This is a genomic window from Sphingomonas sp. So64.6b (assembly GCF_014171475.1).
GTDB classification, from domain to species: Bacteria; Pseudomonadota; Alphaproteobacteria; order Sphingomonadales; family Sphingomonadaceae; genus Sphingomonas; species Sphingomonas alpina_A.
Genome location: NZ_CP048817.1, coordinates 2,022,629 through 2,035,906 on the forward strand (window position 1 = coordinate 2,022,629; position 13,278 = coordinate 2,035,906).

A 13,278-nucleotide genomic window follows, 5' to 3' on the forward strand; every position below is an offset into this window, starting at 1 on the left:
CTGAGCTTGTCGAAGCCCAAGCGCTGCGCATGCCCTTCGACAAGCTCAGGGCGAACGGGAGCTGGGATCTCAGACGGACTCGCCTCCGGGCCAGTTAGTCCGGCTGATAGTATAGCGACACGACTTGCGGCACCGAACCGGCCGGGCCACCCACCATCGGCAACGCGTAATCGCGCGATCCGGAGAGGAATGATGCCCGCATGTTGACCCTGTACAGCTTTGGACCGGCGGCGAATTCGCTTAAGCCGTTGCTCGCGCTTTATGAAAAGGGCGTGGATTTCACCCCGCGCTTCGTCGACCCGAAACGGTTCGAGCATCACGAGGAATGGTTCAAGAAGATCAACCCGCGCGGCCAGGTTCCGGCGCTCGATCATGACGGGCACATCATCACCGAATCGACCGTGATCTGCGAGTATCTCGAGGACGCATTCCCCGACGCGCCGGCGCTGCGCCCGGCCGATCCCGTCGCCATTGCGGAAATGCGGGTATGGACCAAATGGGTCGATGAATATTTCTGTTGGTGCGTCTCGACGATCGGCTGGGAACGGATGATCGGTCCGCAAGCGCGCCAGCTCTCCGACGCCGAATTCGAGGACAAGGTCGCGCGCATCCCGGTCGCCGAACAGCGCGCCAAATGGCGCAACGCCCGCGCCGGTTTCCCGCAGGCGACGCTCGAGGAGGAGATGCGCAAGATCCGCGTCTCGGTCGATCGGCTGGAGGCGCGGCTGGCGGAGAGCCGGTGGCTCGCCGGCGATGATTACACGCTGGCCGATATCTGCAACTTCGCGATCGCCAACGGCATGCAATTCGGTTTTGCCGATATCGTCAATACACAGGCAACGCCCAATCTGGTCGCCTGGATCGAACGGATCAACGCGCGCCCCGCCGTCCAGGCGATGTTCGCCAAATCGAAGACCGAAATGGCGCCGCGCGAGCCTGCCGAGACCGCCTGAACCCGCGCGCATACGGAATCCAATATCATGGCCATTACGCTTTACGACCTTCAGCTCGCCTCGGGCTGCACGATCAGTCCATTCGTCTGGCGCACCAAATATGCGCTGGCGCACAAGGGCCTCGATGTGGACATCGTACCCGGCGGCTTCACCGGCATCCTCGAACGCACCGGCGGACGCTCCGAGCGGCTGCCCGCGATCGTCGATGGCGACAAATGGGTGCTGGATAGCTGGGTGATCGCCGAATATCTCGACGAGACCTATCCCGACCGCCCGATGCTGTTCGAAGGCCCGAGCATGAAGGCGCTGACCAAGTTCATCGACGGGTGGCTGTGGCGCACCGCGATCGGGCCCTGGTTTCGCTGCTACATCCTCGATTATCATGACCTCTCGCTGCCGCAGGACCATGAATATGTCCGCACCACGCGCGAGAACATCTTCCTCGGTGGCCGCAAGCTGGAAGAGGTGCAGGCGGGGCGCGAGGACCGGCTGCCACTGGTGCCGCCGACGCTCGAGCCGCTGCGCCAATTGCTGCGCGAAACGCCATGGCTGGGCGGCGATACGCCCAATTTCGCCGACTATACCGCGCTTGCTGTATTTCTCTGGACGGGATCCGTCGCAACCACGCCGCCACTCACTGCGGACGACCCGCTGCGCGACTGGCTCGACCGCGGATTCGATCTCTATGGCGGGCTGGGTCGGCATCCGGGCATGCACAGCCTGTTCGGGCTTGAACTGCGCGAGGGCGACCCCGAACCGTTCCTGAATCTGGCGACCGGCACCGCGCCGGCGCCGATCAATCGCGGCGCGGGCACGACACCATTGCCCGAGCCGGTAAAAGCGGCGTGACACAATCGACAAGGATCGATCGATGAGTTGGAGTGAAGAGCCGGCCGATGGCCAGCTGAGAATGTATCATATTCCGGGCTGCCCCTTTTCCGAACGGGTCGAGTTGCTGCTCGATCTCAAAGGGCTGCACGGCATCATGGCCGATCATGAGATCGACATATCGAAGCCGCGCCCCGACTGGCTGCTGCGCAAGACTCGCGGCACCACCGCCCTCCCCGCGCTCGAACTCGACAATGGCGAGACGCTGAAGGAGAGCATGGTGATCATGCGTTATTTCGAGGATCGCTTTCCCGAGCGCCCGGTCGCGCGGCGCGACCCATATGAGCATGCGGTCGAGGCGATGCTGTGCGCGACCGATGGCCAGTTCACCGGCGCGGGTTATCGCATGATCCTTAACCGTGACGCCGCCGAGCGCGATGAACACGCCGCCGAGGTCGATGCGCAATATGCCCGGCTCGATGATTTCCTGCGCTATTACGCACCCGAAGGCGATTTCCTGTTCGACGAATTCGGCTGGGCCGAAGTCGCCTTCGCGCCGATGTTCAAGCGGTTGGCGTTCCTGGAATATTACGAAACCTATCAGGTGCCGCAGCATCTGACCCGCGTGCTGCGCTGGCGCGAGGCAAGCCTGACGCATCCGGTGGTGCAGCGGCATCACGGCCATCGCGAGCTGATGACGCTCTATTATGATTATTCGCGGGGCGGCGGAAACGGACGCATCCCCGAGGGGCGCGCCGTGTCGAGCTTCACGCTCGATCCGCCATGGAGCGACCGACCGATGCCGCCCCGCGACAAATGGGGCACGCCCGCCACCGACATTGCGCTGGGTCTGATCCCCGCCTGAATCTTCCCTATCGAGGACCATATCATGAAGAGCTACCCACAGCATTATATCGACGGCCGCTGGGTCGACAGCATCGGCGGCCGCAAGCTGCAAGTGATCAACCCCGCGACCGAGCAGCCAGCGTCGGAAATCACGCTCGGCACGGCTGAGGATGTCGATGCCGCCGTGATCGCCGCGCGGCGCGCGTTCGAGAGCTTCTCGCAGACCACCCGCGAGGAGCGGATCGCGCTGCTCGAACGCGTGATCGCGGAATATCAGAAGCGCGTGCCCGATATCGCCGAGGCGATAGCGACCGAGATGGGCTGCCCGATCTCGGTCGCCAAGACCGCGCAAGCAGGTTCGGGCATGGGCCATCTCGGCCATGCGTTGCAGGCGCTCAAGGATTACAAGTTCGCCGAGAAGATCGGCGCCAACACCGTGGTGCGCGAGCCGATCGGCGTCGTCGCGCTGATCACGCCGTGGAACTGGCCGATGAACCAGATCGTCGCCAAAGTCGGACCATGCCTCGCCGCCGGCTGCACGATGATCCTGAAACCCTCGGAGGAAGCACCAAGCTCGGCCGCGATTTTCGCCGAGGTGATGGACGCGGCGGGCGTACCGGCCGGCGTGTTCAACCTGGTTCAGGGTGATGGTGCCGGTGTCGGCACTGCGCTCGCCAAACATCCCGATATCGACATGGTGAGCTTTACCGGCTCGACCAGAGCCGGAATCTTGGTGGCGAAGAACGCCGCCGACACGGTCAAGCGCGTGGCGCAGGAGTTGGGCGGCAAATCCCCCAACATCATCCTGGAGGGTGCCCCGCTCGATCAGGCGCTGCCCGGCGGAGTCGGCGGCGTGCTGCTCAATTCGGGCCAGAGCTGCGTCGCGCCGACGCGGATGCTGGTCCATCGCTCGCAACATGACGAAGCGGCCGAAAAGGTCGGGCAGATGTTCTCCGCCAAGCAGGTCGGCGAGCCGCTGGTCGAGGGCGATCATATCGGTCCGGTGGTCAATGCGAGCCAGTGGCAGCGCATCCAGGGCCTGATTCAGAAGGGCATCGATGAGGGCGCGACGCTCGTCGCCGGTGGCACCGGACGGCCCGAGGGCAAGGAAACGGGTTTCTATGTGAAGCCGACCGTCTTCGCCGATGTGACCCCCGACATGACGATCGCCAAAGAGGAGATCTTCGGCCCGGTGCTGGTGATCATGCCCTATGACGATGATGCCGATGCGGTGCGGATCGCCAATGACACGCCCTATGGACTCGGCGCCTATATCGCGGGCGACCCGGCACGGGCGAAAAAGATGGTCGGCAAGATCCGCGCCGGTGCGGTGTTCGTCAACGCGGGCGGGCTTGCCTTCGACATGCCGTTCGGGGGCTATAAGCAGTCGGGCAATGGCCGCGAATTCGGCAAGTTCGGGCTGGAGGAGTTCCTTGAGGTCAAGTCGGTGATCGGCCAGCTTCCGGAGGACTGAAACTGATCCGAAAGGCGCAGCGGGCGGACATCCCGCACGCTGCGCAATTTTGTCCTTCCCCGGCGAAGGCCGGGGGCCCAGTAGCGAAGCGGGTGATAACTGTCGCTGCGCTTCATTATCTCGGACATTCCGACTGGGCCACGGCCTTCGCCGGGCAAGAATAAAGGGTTGCAGGGCGGTCAAGCCTGGGGTCTGAACCCCCGGGATCAATAACCAACGGTAAAGCGCGCACGCGAATGGCGCGGCGTTTCCACCTCGTCGAGCAGCGCGATGGCATAATCTTCGTAACTTATATGGCTCTGCCCGTCTTCGGCAGTCAGCAACGTATCGGTGCCGAGCCGGAATTTTCCCGTCCGCTCGCCGGGGCCAAACATCATCGACGGCGACAGGAAGGTCCAGTCGAGCGCGCCCTCTTCGCGTAACCGGTTCAGTGCCTGACGTGCGGGCTCGGCCTCGGGCTTGATGAAGTCTGGAAAGTCAGGCGTATCGAGCAGCACTTGCCCCGGCGCCACTTCGAGCGACGCGGCACCACCAACCACCAATAGCCGTCCGACCCCGGAGCGACGGATACCGTCAAGAGCGCGGTCGAAGTCGGTCGTACGGAACGGCACCGACAGGATCGTCACCTCATGTCCCGCAAGCGCCGCCGTGATCGCGTCGGGGTCGGCCAGATCGGCGGTCTTCCAGTTGACGCCGGTATCACCATTGTTCGGGCCGGAATGGCGCGCAATCGCGGTCACTTCATGGCCACGGCGCCGTGCTTCGGTCAGGATTCGGGTGCCGGCATTCCCGCTGGCGCCGATAATCGCAATCTTCATCATGCTCTCCCTTGCCTCGCGCAAGACTCGCGTTATTGTGCGCCTGGCGTACAATATAGCAGGGGCGAGGATGTGCAAGTCGGCGTCCCCGGTCCGCGTGTGAAATCTGTGCCGGCACAGCGCATCGAGGATGCGTGGTGCGGCCCGTTGGAGAAGACCGAGCGATGAGTGACAAGGATGTAGTATCGTACCGGGTCGAGGACCGGATCGCCTGGGTCTATTTTGCGCGGCCGGAGAAGCGCAACTCGATGAGCCCGACGCTTAATCGGCGGATGATGGACGTGCTCGACGAGCTCGAATTCCGCGACGATGTCGGCGTGCTAGTGCTCAGCGGCGAAGGGACGGCATGGTCCGCGGGCATGGATCTCAAGGAATATTTCCGCGAGACCGAGGCGCTGGGCCTGCGCGGCGTGCGCCAGTCGCAGCGCGAAAGCTATGGCTGGTTCCGCCGGCTGCGCTGGTTCCAGAAACCCACCATCGCGATGGTCAATGGCTGGTGCTTCGGCGGTGGCTTCGGCCCGCTTTTCTCGTGCGATCTCGCCATCTCGGCGGACGAGGCACAGTTCGGCCTGTCCGAGATCAACTGGGGCATCCTGCCGGGTGGCGGCGTGACCAAGGTCGTGGTCGATCTGCTGTCGATGCGCGACGCGATGTGGATGACGCTGACCGGCGAACTGATCGACGGCAAAAAAGCGGCGGAGTGGCGGCTGGTCAATGAGAGCGTCCCGCTAGACCGGCTCGAAGCGCGCGTGCGCGAGGTCGCCGAATTACTGATCAAGAAGAACCCGGTCGCGCTGAAATTCGCCAAGGACGCGGTGCGCCGCGTCGGGACGATGACGTATGACGAGGCGGAGGATTATCTCGTCCGCATGCAGGAGGCGGCCAACTTCCACGACAAGACCGAAGGACGCAAGGAAGGCATCCGCCAGTTCATCGACGAGAAAAGCTACAAGCCCGGGCTTGGCGCCTATGATCAGGAAAGAACAAAGGCCTGAGATTTGCGGCCGGCCTGGCGTCGTCATCTCGACGCCAGGCCTCCGTTCTAATGTGCGTCAGAACACCGCCTTCGCGGTCGGTTCGCCCATCATCGCCTGGCGCACCAGCGGGATCGGCGGTCCGCCATATTTCAGGAACTCGTCGTGGAACGCCTTCCACGCCTTGCGCCCGCCGCGCGTCGCGACCCAATCGTCACGCAGCTTGCGGATCAGCAACTTACCCATCGTGTAGTTGAGATAGGCAGGATCATAGGTGCCGCGTGCCGATTGCTGCTTGGCGTTACCCTCGTCCTGGTAGCATTCGTCGATGAACATTTTGCGCGACTGTTCCTGCGTCATGCCGCGCGCATGCAGGCCGATCGCCGACAGATAGCGGCAATTGCGCAGCAGCGCGTTGGACAGCTGACCGATATGCGTCTCCGGGTCGCCATTGTTGAGGCCGGCGTCCCACATCATCTCCTCGGCATAATGCGCCCAGCCTTCAGCAAAGGCATAGCCGACGAACAGCCGGCCGAAGAGCGACGGCGAAGCGTTGGCGTGGCGGAACTGCAGGAAATGGCCCGGCATCACTTCGTGGACCGAAGTGAACAGCAGATCCATCTTGCCCGGCACAAAGCCGTCCTGCTCCGCCTTGGTCCATGAAGGGTCAGGCGGGGAGATATAATAGATTGACGGGATACCTTTCTCGAACGGCCCGGGCGGGTCGATATAGGCGGAATTCTGCCGATTATAGGGCGGGCTTTCTTCCACCAAAGCCTGTTCGTTGTCGGGAATCGAGACGATGTCCTTCTCGATCACGAACGCTTTCAGCAGCGGGATCTGCTTGCGTGCCTCCGCCACGGGCCCGCCTTCGGGCTTGTTGGCGTTCATCTTCGCCATGCAGGCGATGATCGTCGCACCCGGCGCGAACTGCGCACAAGCGGCCTTCAACGCGTCCTGGTTGCGCTTGAGGTCAGCCCGGCCCGCCGCCTCGAGCTGATCGAGCGGCACGTCGACGCCTTCGGTCATCTTGATCATGCGCGAGAATTTGTCGGCGCCGAGCGCGAAGTCCTGCGTCGCGCTGCCCCTTTGGCCTTCAAGCCAGTTGGCCAAATCTTTCATCGATTTCGACGCCGCACCGGCGACCTGATCGAACTCGTCCTGCAGCGCCGGGCTCTGCACGCCAGCAAAGGCCTTTTTGGCGTCACCGGAATAATAATCGGCAAAGCCGTTGAACCCCGCGACGCCATAATTGAGATAGGAGAGCGGCATCGGCGTTTTCAGATTCGCGCGGATATTGGCCGCCGCTCCTGGCACCTGGCGCAGGAACTTGATCATCGCTTTCATACGTGTCGGCGCATCGGCATAGTTGCGCGCGATATAGACATTGGGGTCGAGCCCGCCGCCGACATACCAGGCCGGATTGGTGTGCGGCTGATCCGCATCCTCCAGCCAGAACAATTTTCCTTGCGCCACGCCGACCAGATAGTCGCGTTCGAACGCGTCCTGCTTGGTCATCTTCGCCGTATCGAAGGCCCGCGCCTTGACGATCGCGTCGCGCAGGAAATCGCCCTGACGTTTCAGGCCGGCGGCGCTCCAGTCGGCCAGCCCGCCATCGAAATCATGCCGTCCCTGATAGACCGCGTTGCCCGGATCGATCTTGAACCATCCCTCGACGAACGCGTCGCGAAAGCCCGCCCAACTGGTTGTCGGCAGCGCTACCTCGGTCGTCGTGTTGCTCACGGTGGTCGACGGCGAACACGCCGCCAGCGCCAGCACCGCGATGCCGGCCAGCAATGTCACACGCATGGAAATCCTCTCGATTCGCTGATGGCGATGATGCTGGCAGGTTGGCGCGCGCCGCGCCAGCCCAGGCGGAACAGCGCGTGACGCGGCTCGTTCAGGATACTCCATCCGCGTAATCGGAGAGTTTCCCATGCCCTATATCAAAACTCGCGACGGCACCGACCTCTACGTCAAGGATTGGGGCAATGGCCGCCCGATCATCCTGATCCATGGCTGGCCGCTCTCGGCCGATAGCTGGGATGCACAGGCGCTGGCCCTGGCCGAGTCAGGATTTCGCGCGATCGCCTATGACCGGCGCGGCTTCGGGCGTTCGGGCCAGCCATGGAGCGGCTACGATTACGACACGCTGAGCGACGATTTGGCGGACGTCATGAAGGAAACCGGCGCGGGCAATGATGCGGTGATTGTCGGCTTCTCGATGGGTGGTGGCGAAGTTGCCCGCTATATGAGCCGTCATGACGGCAAGGGCGTGGTCGGCGCCGGCCTGATCTCGTCGGTGGTGCCGTACATGCTCAAGACCGACGACAATCCGCACGGCGTGCCCGAGGATCAATTGCACGCGATCGGCGAGGGCATCAAAAAGGATCGCTACGGCTTCTTCGCCGGCTTTTTCAAAGATTTCTACGGCATTGGCCTGGTCTCGCACCCGGTCGGCGCGGAACAGTTGCAATGGGCGCAGAATGTCGCGATGCAGGCCGGGCTGAGGGGCGTGCTGCAATGCGCCGACGCCTTTGGCCACACTGATTTCCGTGGCGATCTGGCGGCATTCCGCGTGCCGACGCTGGTGGTCCATGGCACCGGAGACAAGACCGTGCCGATCGATGCCACCGGCCGCGAGGCGGCCAGAGGCATCGCCGGATCGCAATTGGTCGAATATGACGGCGCCCCGCACGGCCTGACCGTGAGCGAGAGCGACCGCTTCACCAACGATCTGCTGACCTTTCTCGGCGCAAAAGGTGCCACGCGGGTGACGGAGCATGAGGCAAGCCTGATCGAAAACTGAGCGGGTCTAGGTACGGGCGGCCAAGTGCCGCCCGTACCGGATGTCAGCCGGTTATCCCCGTCAAATAGAGCGCGATCCCGGCCAACGAGGTCGCCGCCAGCGTCGGAATGGCCCCAACCTTGAACCGGATCATCGCGACGATTGCGGTAACCGACAGCAACAGCGCCCAGATATCGACACTCGACAGGATTGGTACGTCGCAACGTATTGGTCCTGCGCGAAACGGCGTGACGGCGCGGAAAATCGTGTGGATCGCGAACCAGATCGCCAAGTTGAGAATTACGCCGACCACAGCGGCGGTGATCGCGGATAATGCGCCGGCCACCGCACGGTTGCCACGCAGGCGCTCGATGAACGGGGCACCGAGGAATATCCACAGGAAGCAGGGCACGAACGTCACCCATGTCGCGAGCAATCCGCCAAGCGTGCCGGCAAGCAGCGGCGAGAGCATACCGGGCGAGCGATATGCGCCCATGAAACCGACGAATTGCAGCACCATGATCAACGGCCCCGGCGTGGTCTCCGCCATGCCAAGCCCGTCGAGCATCTCGCCGGGTTTGAGCCAGTGATAGGATTGCACCGCCTCCTGCGCGACATAGGCGAGTACCGCATAGGCCCCGCCGAACGTGACCATCGCCATGGTCGAAAAGAAGGTGGCGATCTGGCTGAACACATCGTTCGGGCCGAGCCACAGGATCAATATGGCGACCGGCACGAGCCATAGCGCCAGCCAGACGATCGCCGTGCGCAATGCGTCGCGGACCGACATTCGCGCATGCGCGGGCAGCTCTTCGCCGAGCAGCGTTTCGGCGTCCTCAACGATCCGGCCCTTGGCGGCGCCATGCCCGCCACCGACCTGGAACGCGGGCATGCCAGCGCGACCGCCGAAATAGCCGATCATACCGGCCACCAGAACGATCAGCGGGAACGGTATGCCGACAAAGAAAATCAGCACAAAGGCGGCCGCCGCCATGCTCAACATGACCCGGTTCTTCAAGGCACGACCAGCGATGCGCACCACCGCCTGGAGTACGATCGCCAGCACCGCCGCCTTCAACCCGAAGAACAATGCCGAGATGATCCCGAGCTTGCCGTAGATCGCGTAGATCCAGCTAAGCGTCATGATCGAGATCATACCGGGCAGGACGAACAGCCCACCCGCGATGATCCCGCCGCGCCTGCGATGCATCAACCAGCCGATATAGGTCGCGAGTTGCTGCGCTTCGGGGCCGGGCAGCAGCATGCAATAGTTGAGCGCGTGCAGGAATCGGTGCTCGCCGATCCAGCGTTTCTCTTCAACCAGCACGCGGTGCATCAGCGCGATCTGCCCGGCCGGTCCGCCGAACGACAGCGACGCGATACGCAGCCAGACCCATAACGCCTCACGCAGGGAAACGCCGTGCGGCGCACCCGCGCGGGGCGCGGCGGGCGGAAAATTGTCTTGAACAGCATCCATCACACGCGCTCCCTCACCTTGGTGGGAACATGCGAGGTCCAGCTATGCGTCTCGCCGATCGCATCGCGACACCAGCGATAGAGCGCGCCATAGACTTGCAGCCCGGCGTCGAGCTGTTCGAGATCGTCGCCATAGATGCGCGACAGGCCGGGCGAGATGGCGAGCAACTCGGCTGCCTCCGGCGCCAGATCGGCGTGACCGGTATCGGCGCCGCGCACGATCGTGGCGAGCCGGGTCAGCGGTTCGTGTCCGGCAAGGCCGAATTCCTCGACCATCACATCGAAGGTGCAGCGCTCGCCGCGATGGTTCCACTCCGCGCCCTCGCCTTCCACGTCGAACGGTGTCGCGCCCATATTTTGGGCGACGCCCGGTACCTCCGGTGCCGATCCGAACAGGAAGAGCGCAGCCGGATCGATAAAGCGCCGGATCAGCCAGGGGCAGGCGAAGCGATCGACTTTTGGCCGCGCCCTGGTGACCCACAAGGTCCGGCCGGTCGCGTCGCGTGGCGGCACCGCCGCATCGGCGATGGTCGGTAGCCCTGCCGCCTTCCAGCCATCGAACCCGCCTTCCAGCGGCTCGGCCGGCACGCCGGCCTGAAGCAACCAGGCAGCAACGCCATGGTTCGACGCGCCGCCATCCTCGCACACGATCACCGCCGTGCGTGCGGCAAAGTCCCCCGCCCATGCGGCGGGCGCGGCGGCCGAACGCCGCTGCGCACCGGGAATATAATATGGGTCGATCGCCCAATGAGCATCATCGCGAATGTCGATGATCGCAGGAGACCGGGCTGTACCGATCAGCCGGGCAAGCTTGTCGATGGTTATACTGTTGATTGCGGGCATGATGCGTCCTCGAATTCAGGGACGCGATACTTCAGCCTGTCGCCTCATGGGGCGATCGCAGGCCCCATGCGCCTAAACTCAACTTCTGCCGCCCGATGTCAAGCGTTTGCGTTGTCGCCGCGCTTTCCTCGCCCACAGATATCTGCAATCCCGCGCTGATGACGCGATATTTTCCGATCGAGATCAACGTGCCGTTGAGGGCCAGCCACAGCGAACTTCTTGCATTTCATTGGCGCAGTAATGGGATCACTGCCGAGTTCGCGCTGCCTGGCGATGACGCACGGGCATTGCTTGTGACTTTTGATCGCGAGTGCATCGTCAGAATCGTGGACGAGTTCCCTCTGAGTACCGAAGACACCCTGGTGGAGGGGCTGGTATCCGAGCATTTTTCTTATCGCGTCGAGGGAGCAGCATTTGCTCGGGCTCAGTCAAAACCATGGAAAGAAACTAATTCGGCGGTGCACTATCAGTTCGTCACGGGAAGCGCTTGCCTAGACGTATTATCCGGCGGCACGCCAACCTTCGAGGTGGTTGCGCGGCGCGGTGACCGGGAGCTTGGCGCCCCTGAGTGCCGCTAAGGCTTCATCGGCAGGATGACATCGTCGGGATGCGCGACGTTCAATTTCTTGCGCACCAGCTCGTCGACCATGTCCGGGTCGGCCTTGTTCGGGTCGAGCAGATTGACCCGGTTCTGCCACTCGGCGCGCTTCTGCTTGAGCGCGGCGAGTTCGACGTCCCGCTTGCTCAACTGACGCTTGATATCGCCATAAGCGCGCGCGCCATTGGGGCCGAGCACAGCGTACATCCCGAAAACCGCCATCACGATCAATAGAACCGCCGGACCAATGGCCCGGCGGAGCATGAGGCGTAAGGGAGAACGCTTTGTCATTGCGTGATTCTTAACCCGCGCGACTCGCGGATCAAGCTTTAATTTACCATGTTGCGGCGATTGCTTAGCCGCGCAGCACGTCGCGACCGGCATAACGACCGGCGTCACCCAGTTCTTCCTCGATGCGGATCAGCTGGTTGTATTTGGCCAACCGGTCGGAACGCGCGAGGCTGCCGGTCTTGATTTGCCCGCAATTGGTCGCGACCGCGAGGTCGGCGATGGTCGAATCCTCGGTTTCGCCCGAGCGGTGCGACATCACTGCGGTGTAACCGGCGCGATTGGCCATCGAGACCGCTTCGAGCGTCTCAGTCAGCGTGCCGATCTGATTAACCTTGACCAGCAGCGAATTGGCCAGGCCATCGGTGATGCCCTGCTTCAAGCGCTTGGGATTGGTGACGAACAGATCGTCGCCGACCAATTGCACTTTCTTGCCGACCAAGTCGGTAAGCGCTTTCCAGCCTTCGAAATCATCCTCGGCCATGCCATCCTCGATCGAGAAGATCGGGTAGCGGCGGGTCAAATCGGCGAGATACTCCGCCATTTCATGGCTCGACAGGATCTTGTTCTCGCCCGAGATGTCGTATTTGCCGTTTTTGAAGAACTCGGTTGCGGCGCAATCGAGCGCGATCATCACATCGTCGCCCGGCGTATAACCCGCCTGCTCGATCGACTTCATGATGAAATCGAGCGCATCGCTGGTGCTGGCGATGTTCGGCGCGAAGCCGCCCTCGTCGCCGACCGAGGTCGCCAGACCCTTATCGTGCAAACCCTTTTTCAGTGTGTGGAAAATCTCCGAACCGCAACGCACCGCCTCGAACAGCGAATCCGCGCCCACCGGCACGATCATGAATTCCTGGAAATCGATCGGATTGTCAGCATGTTCACCGCCATTGATGATATTCATCATTGGCACCGGCAGAACATGCGCGGCGACGCCACCGACATAACGGTACAGCGGCAGGCCGCGAGCGTCCGCCGCCGCCTTGGCGGTTGCGAGGCTCACGCCGAGGATCGCGTTGGCACCAAGCCGCGCTTTGTTAGGCGTGCCGTCCAGCTCGATCATCGCCCGGTCGACATCGGCCTGGTCCTCGGCGTCGATGCCGAGCACGACCGATGCGATCTCCGAATTGACCGCGTCGACCGCCGCCTGCACGCCCTTGCCGAGCCAGCGGCTCTTGTCGCCGTCACGCTTCTCGACCGCTTCATGCGCGCCGGTCGAAGCACCCGAGGGCACCGCCGCGCGACCGAAGCTGCCGTCCTCAAGCATGACATCGACCTCGACCGTCGGGTTGCCGCGGCTGTCGATGATCTGGCGAGCATGAATGTCGATGATTGCGGTCACGGAACGATCCTTCTAATCGTGGGCGGGCACCAGCGTTGCGGTGAATT

At 62.9% G+C, this 13,278-nt stretch carries 13 protein-coding genes; 7 read left to right on the forward strand and 6 right to left on the reverse strand.

Annotated elements, in window-relative coordinates:
• Nucleotides 1-200: 200 nt before the first annotated feature.
• From G4G27_RS09690 to G4G27_RS09705, 4 genes are read left to right on the forward strand one after another with little or no spacing between them, the layout of a single operon-like run.
• Entirely contained in the window at nt 201-953 is a 753-nt protein-coding gene (locus tag G4G27_RS09690) for a glutathione S-transferase family protein (RefSeq protein WP_183113130.1), read from the forward strand.
• Nucleotides 954-980: 27 nt separating this feature from the next.
• Nucleotides 981-1,802 carry a beta-etherase gene (locus G4G27_RS09695; protein ID WP_183113131.1) on the forward strand — a complete coding sequence of 274 codons (822 nt, stop codon included), beginning with the start codon at nt 981-983 and terminating at the stop codon, nt 1,800-1,802.
• A gap of 22 nt (nt 1,803-1,824) precedes the next feature.
• The gene (locus tag G4G27_RS09700) at nt 1,825-2,646 is read left to right on the forward strand and encodes a glutathione S-transferase family protein (RefSeq protein WP_244624626.1); all 822 of its coding nucleotides are present in this window, start codon (nt 1,825-1,827) and stop codon (nt 2,644-2,646) included.
• A 24-nt stretch (nt 2,647-2,670) separates the two neighbouring features.
• Nucleotides 2,671-4,101 (forward strand): aldehyde dehydrogenase family protein, encoded by a 1,431-nt coding sequence (locus tag G4G27_RS09705; protein ID WP_183113132.1) that lies wholly within the window; start codon nt 2,671-2,673, stop codon nt 4,099-4,101.
• Between the two features lie 206 nt (nt 4,102-4,307).
• Here the strand turns inward: G4G27_RS09705 and G4G27_RS09710 are convergent, their stop codons facing one another.
• Complete coding sequence (locus G4G27_RS09710; RefSeq protein WP_183113133.1) at nt 4,308-4,919, reverse strand: NAD(P)-dependent oxidoreductase; 612 nt, start codon at nt 4,917-4,919, stop codon at nt 4,308-4,310.
• A 164-nt stretch (nt 4,920-5,083) separates the two neighbouring features.
• On the opposite strand from G4G27_RS09710, the gene G4G27_RS09715 reads away from it, so the two are divergent.
• A complete protein-coding gene (locus G4G27_RS09715) occupies nt 5,084-5,914 on the forward strand; it encodes a p-hydroxycinnamoyl CoA hydratase/lyase (protein WP_183113134.1) in 831 nt (276 codons plus the stop codon).
• Between the two features lie 57 nt (nt 5,915-5,971).
• On the opposite strand, the gene G4G27_RS09720 is transcribed toward G4G27_RS09715, so the two are convergent.
• Nucleotides 5,972-7,702 carry a DUF885 domain-containing protein gene (locus G4G27_RS09720; RefSeq protein ID WP_183113135.1) on the reverse strand — a complete coding sequence of 577 codons (1,731 nt, stop codon included), beginning with the start codon at nt 7,700-7,702 and terminating at the stop codon, nt 5,972-5,974.
• 127 nt (nt 7,703-7,829) lie between these two features.
• On the opposite strand from G4G27_RS09720, the gene G4G27_RS09725 reads away from it, so the two are divergent.
• Entirely contained in the window at nt 7,830-8,702 is an 873-nt protein-coding gene (locus tag G4G27_RS09725) for an alpha/beta hydrolase (protein WP_183113136.1), read from the forward strand.
• 43 nt (nt 8,703-8,745) lie between these two features.
• On the opposite strand, the gene chrA is transcribed toward G4G27_RS09725, so the two are convergent.
• The gene (gene chrA / locus G4G27_RS09730; RefSeq protein WP_183113137.1) at nt 8,746-10,158 is read right to left on the reverse strand and encodes a chromate efflux transporter; all 1,413 of its coding nucleotides are present in this window, start codon (nt 10,156-10,158) and stop codon (nt 8,746-8,748) included.
• Nucleotides 10,158-11,000: a chromate resistance protein ChrB domain-containing protein gene (locus tag G4G27_RS09735; RefSeq protein ID WP_183113138.1), complete on the reverse strand. Its 843-nt coding sequence runs from the start codon at nt 10,998-11,000 to the stop codon at nt 10,158-10,160. Before G4G27_RS09735 ends, chrA begins: the two co-directional genes overlap by 1 nt.
• Before the next feature lie 158 nt (nt 11,001-11,158).
• Between G4G27_RS09735 and G4G27_RS09740 the strand changes: the two genes are divergently transcribed.
• Nucleotides 11,159-11,578, forward strand: a complete 420-nt coding sequence (locus tag G4G27_RS09740; protein WP_202049679.1) for a hypothetical protein — start codon at nt 11,159-11,161, stop codon at nt 11,576-11,578.
• Here the strand turns inward: G4G27_RS09740 and G4G27_RS09745 are convergent.
• Together G4G27_RS09745 and eno are read right to left on the reverse strand one after the other, a co-directional pair.
• Entirely contained in the window at nt 11,575-11,805 is a 231-nt protein-coding gene (locus G4G27_RS09745) for a septum formation initiator family protein (protein WP_345940681.1), read from the reverse strand. The genes G4G27_RS09740 and G4G27_RS09745 overlap by 4 nt on opposite strands.
• Before the next feature lie 148 nt (nt 11,806-11,953).
• A complete protein-coding gene (gene eno / locus G4G27_RS09750) occupies nt 11,954-13,231 on the reverse strand; it encodes a phosphopyruvate hydratase (RefSeq protein WP_183113139.1) in 1,278 nt (425 codons plus the stop codon).
• Nucleotides 13,232-13,278 lie beyond the last annotated feature (47 nt).

What these genes read in the sequence shown, in the direction of transcription:
- G4G27_RS09735 (WP_183113138.1), bottom strand. Translation starts at nt 11,000, where the DNA reads ATGCCCGCAATCAACAGTATAACCATCGACAAGCTTGCCCGGCTGATC.
- G4G27_RS09700 (WP_244624626.1), top strand. Translation starts at nt 1,825, where the DNA reads ATGAGTTGGAGTGAAGAGCCGGCCGATGGCCAGCTGAGAATGTATCAT.
- G4G27_RS09690 (WP_183113130.1), top strand. Translation starts at nt 201, where the DNA reads ATGTTGACCCTGTACAGCTTTGGACCGGCGGCGAATTCGCTTAAGCCG.
- G4G27_RS09710 (WP_183113133.1), bottom strand. Translation starts at nt 4,919, where the DNA reads ATGAAGATTGCGATTATCGGCGCCAGCGGGAATGCCGGCACCCGAATC.
- G4G27_RS09740 (WP_202049679.1), top strand. Translation starts at nt 11,159, where the DNA reads ATGACGCGATATTTTCCGATCGAGATCAACGTGCCGTTGAGGGCCAGC.
- G4G27_RS09715 (WP_183113134.1), top strand. Translation starts at nt 5,084, where the DNA reads ATGAGTGACAAGGATGTAGTATCGTACCGGGTCGAGGACCGGATCGCC.
- G4G27_RS09725 (WP_183113136.1), top strand. Translation starts at nt 7,830, where the DNA reads ATGCCCTATATCAAAACTCGCGACGGCACCGACCTCTACGTCAAGGAT.
- G4G27_RS09695 (WP_183113131.1), top strand. Translation starts at nt 981, where the DNA reads ATGGCCATTACGCTTTACGACCTTCAGCTCGCCTCGGGCTGCACGATC.
- G4G27_RS09745 (WP_345940681.1), bottom strand. Translation starts at nt 11,805, where the DNA reads ATGTACGCTGTGCTCGGCCCCAATGGCGCGCGCGCTTATGGCGATATC.
- chrA (WP_183113137.1), bottom strand. Translation starts at nt 10,158, where the DNA reads ATGGATGCTGTTCAAGACAATTTTCCGCCCGCCGCGCCCCGCGCGGGT.
- G4G27_RS09720 (WP_183113135.1), bottom strand. Translation starts at nt 7,702, where the DNA reads ATGCGTGTGACATTGCTGGCCGGCATCGCGGTGCTGGCGCTGGCGGCG.
- G4G27_RS09705 (WP_183113132.1), top strand. Translation starts at nt 2,671, where the DNA reads ATGAAGAGCTACCCACAGCATTATATCGACGGCCGCTGGGTCGACAGC.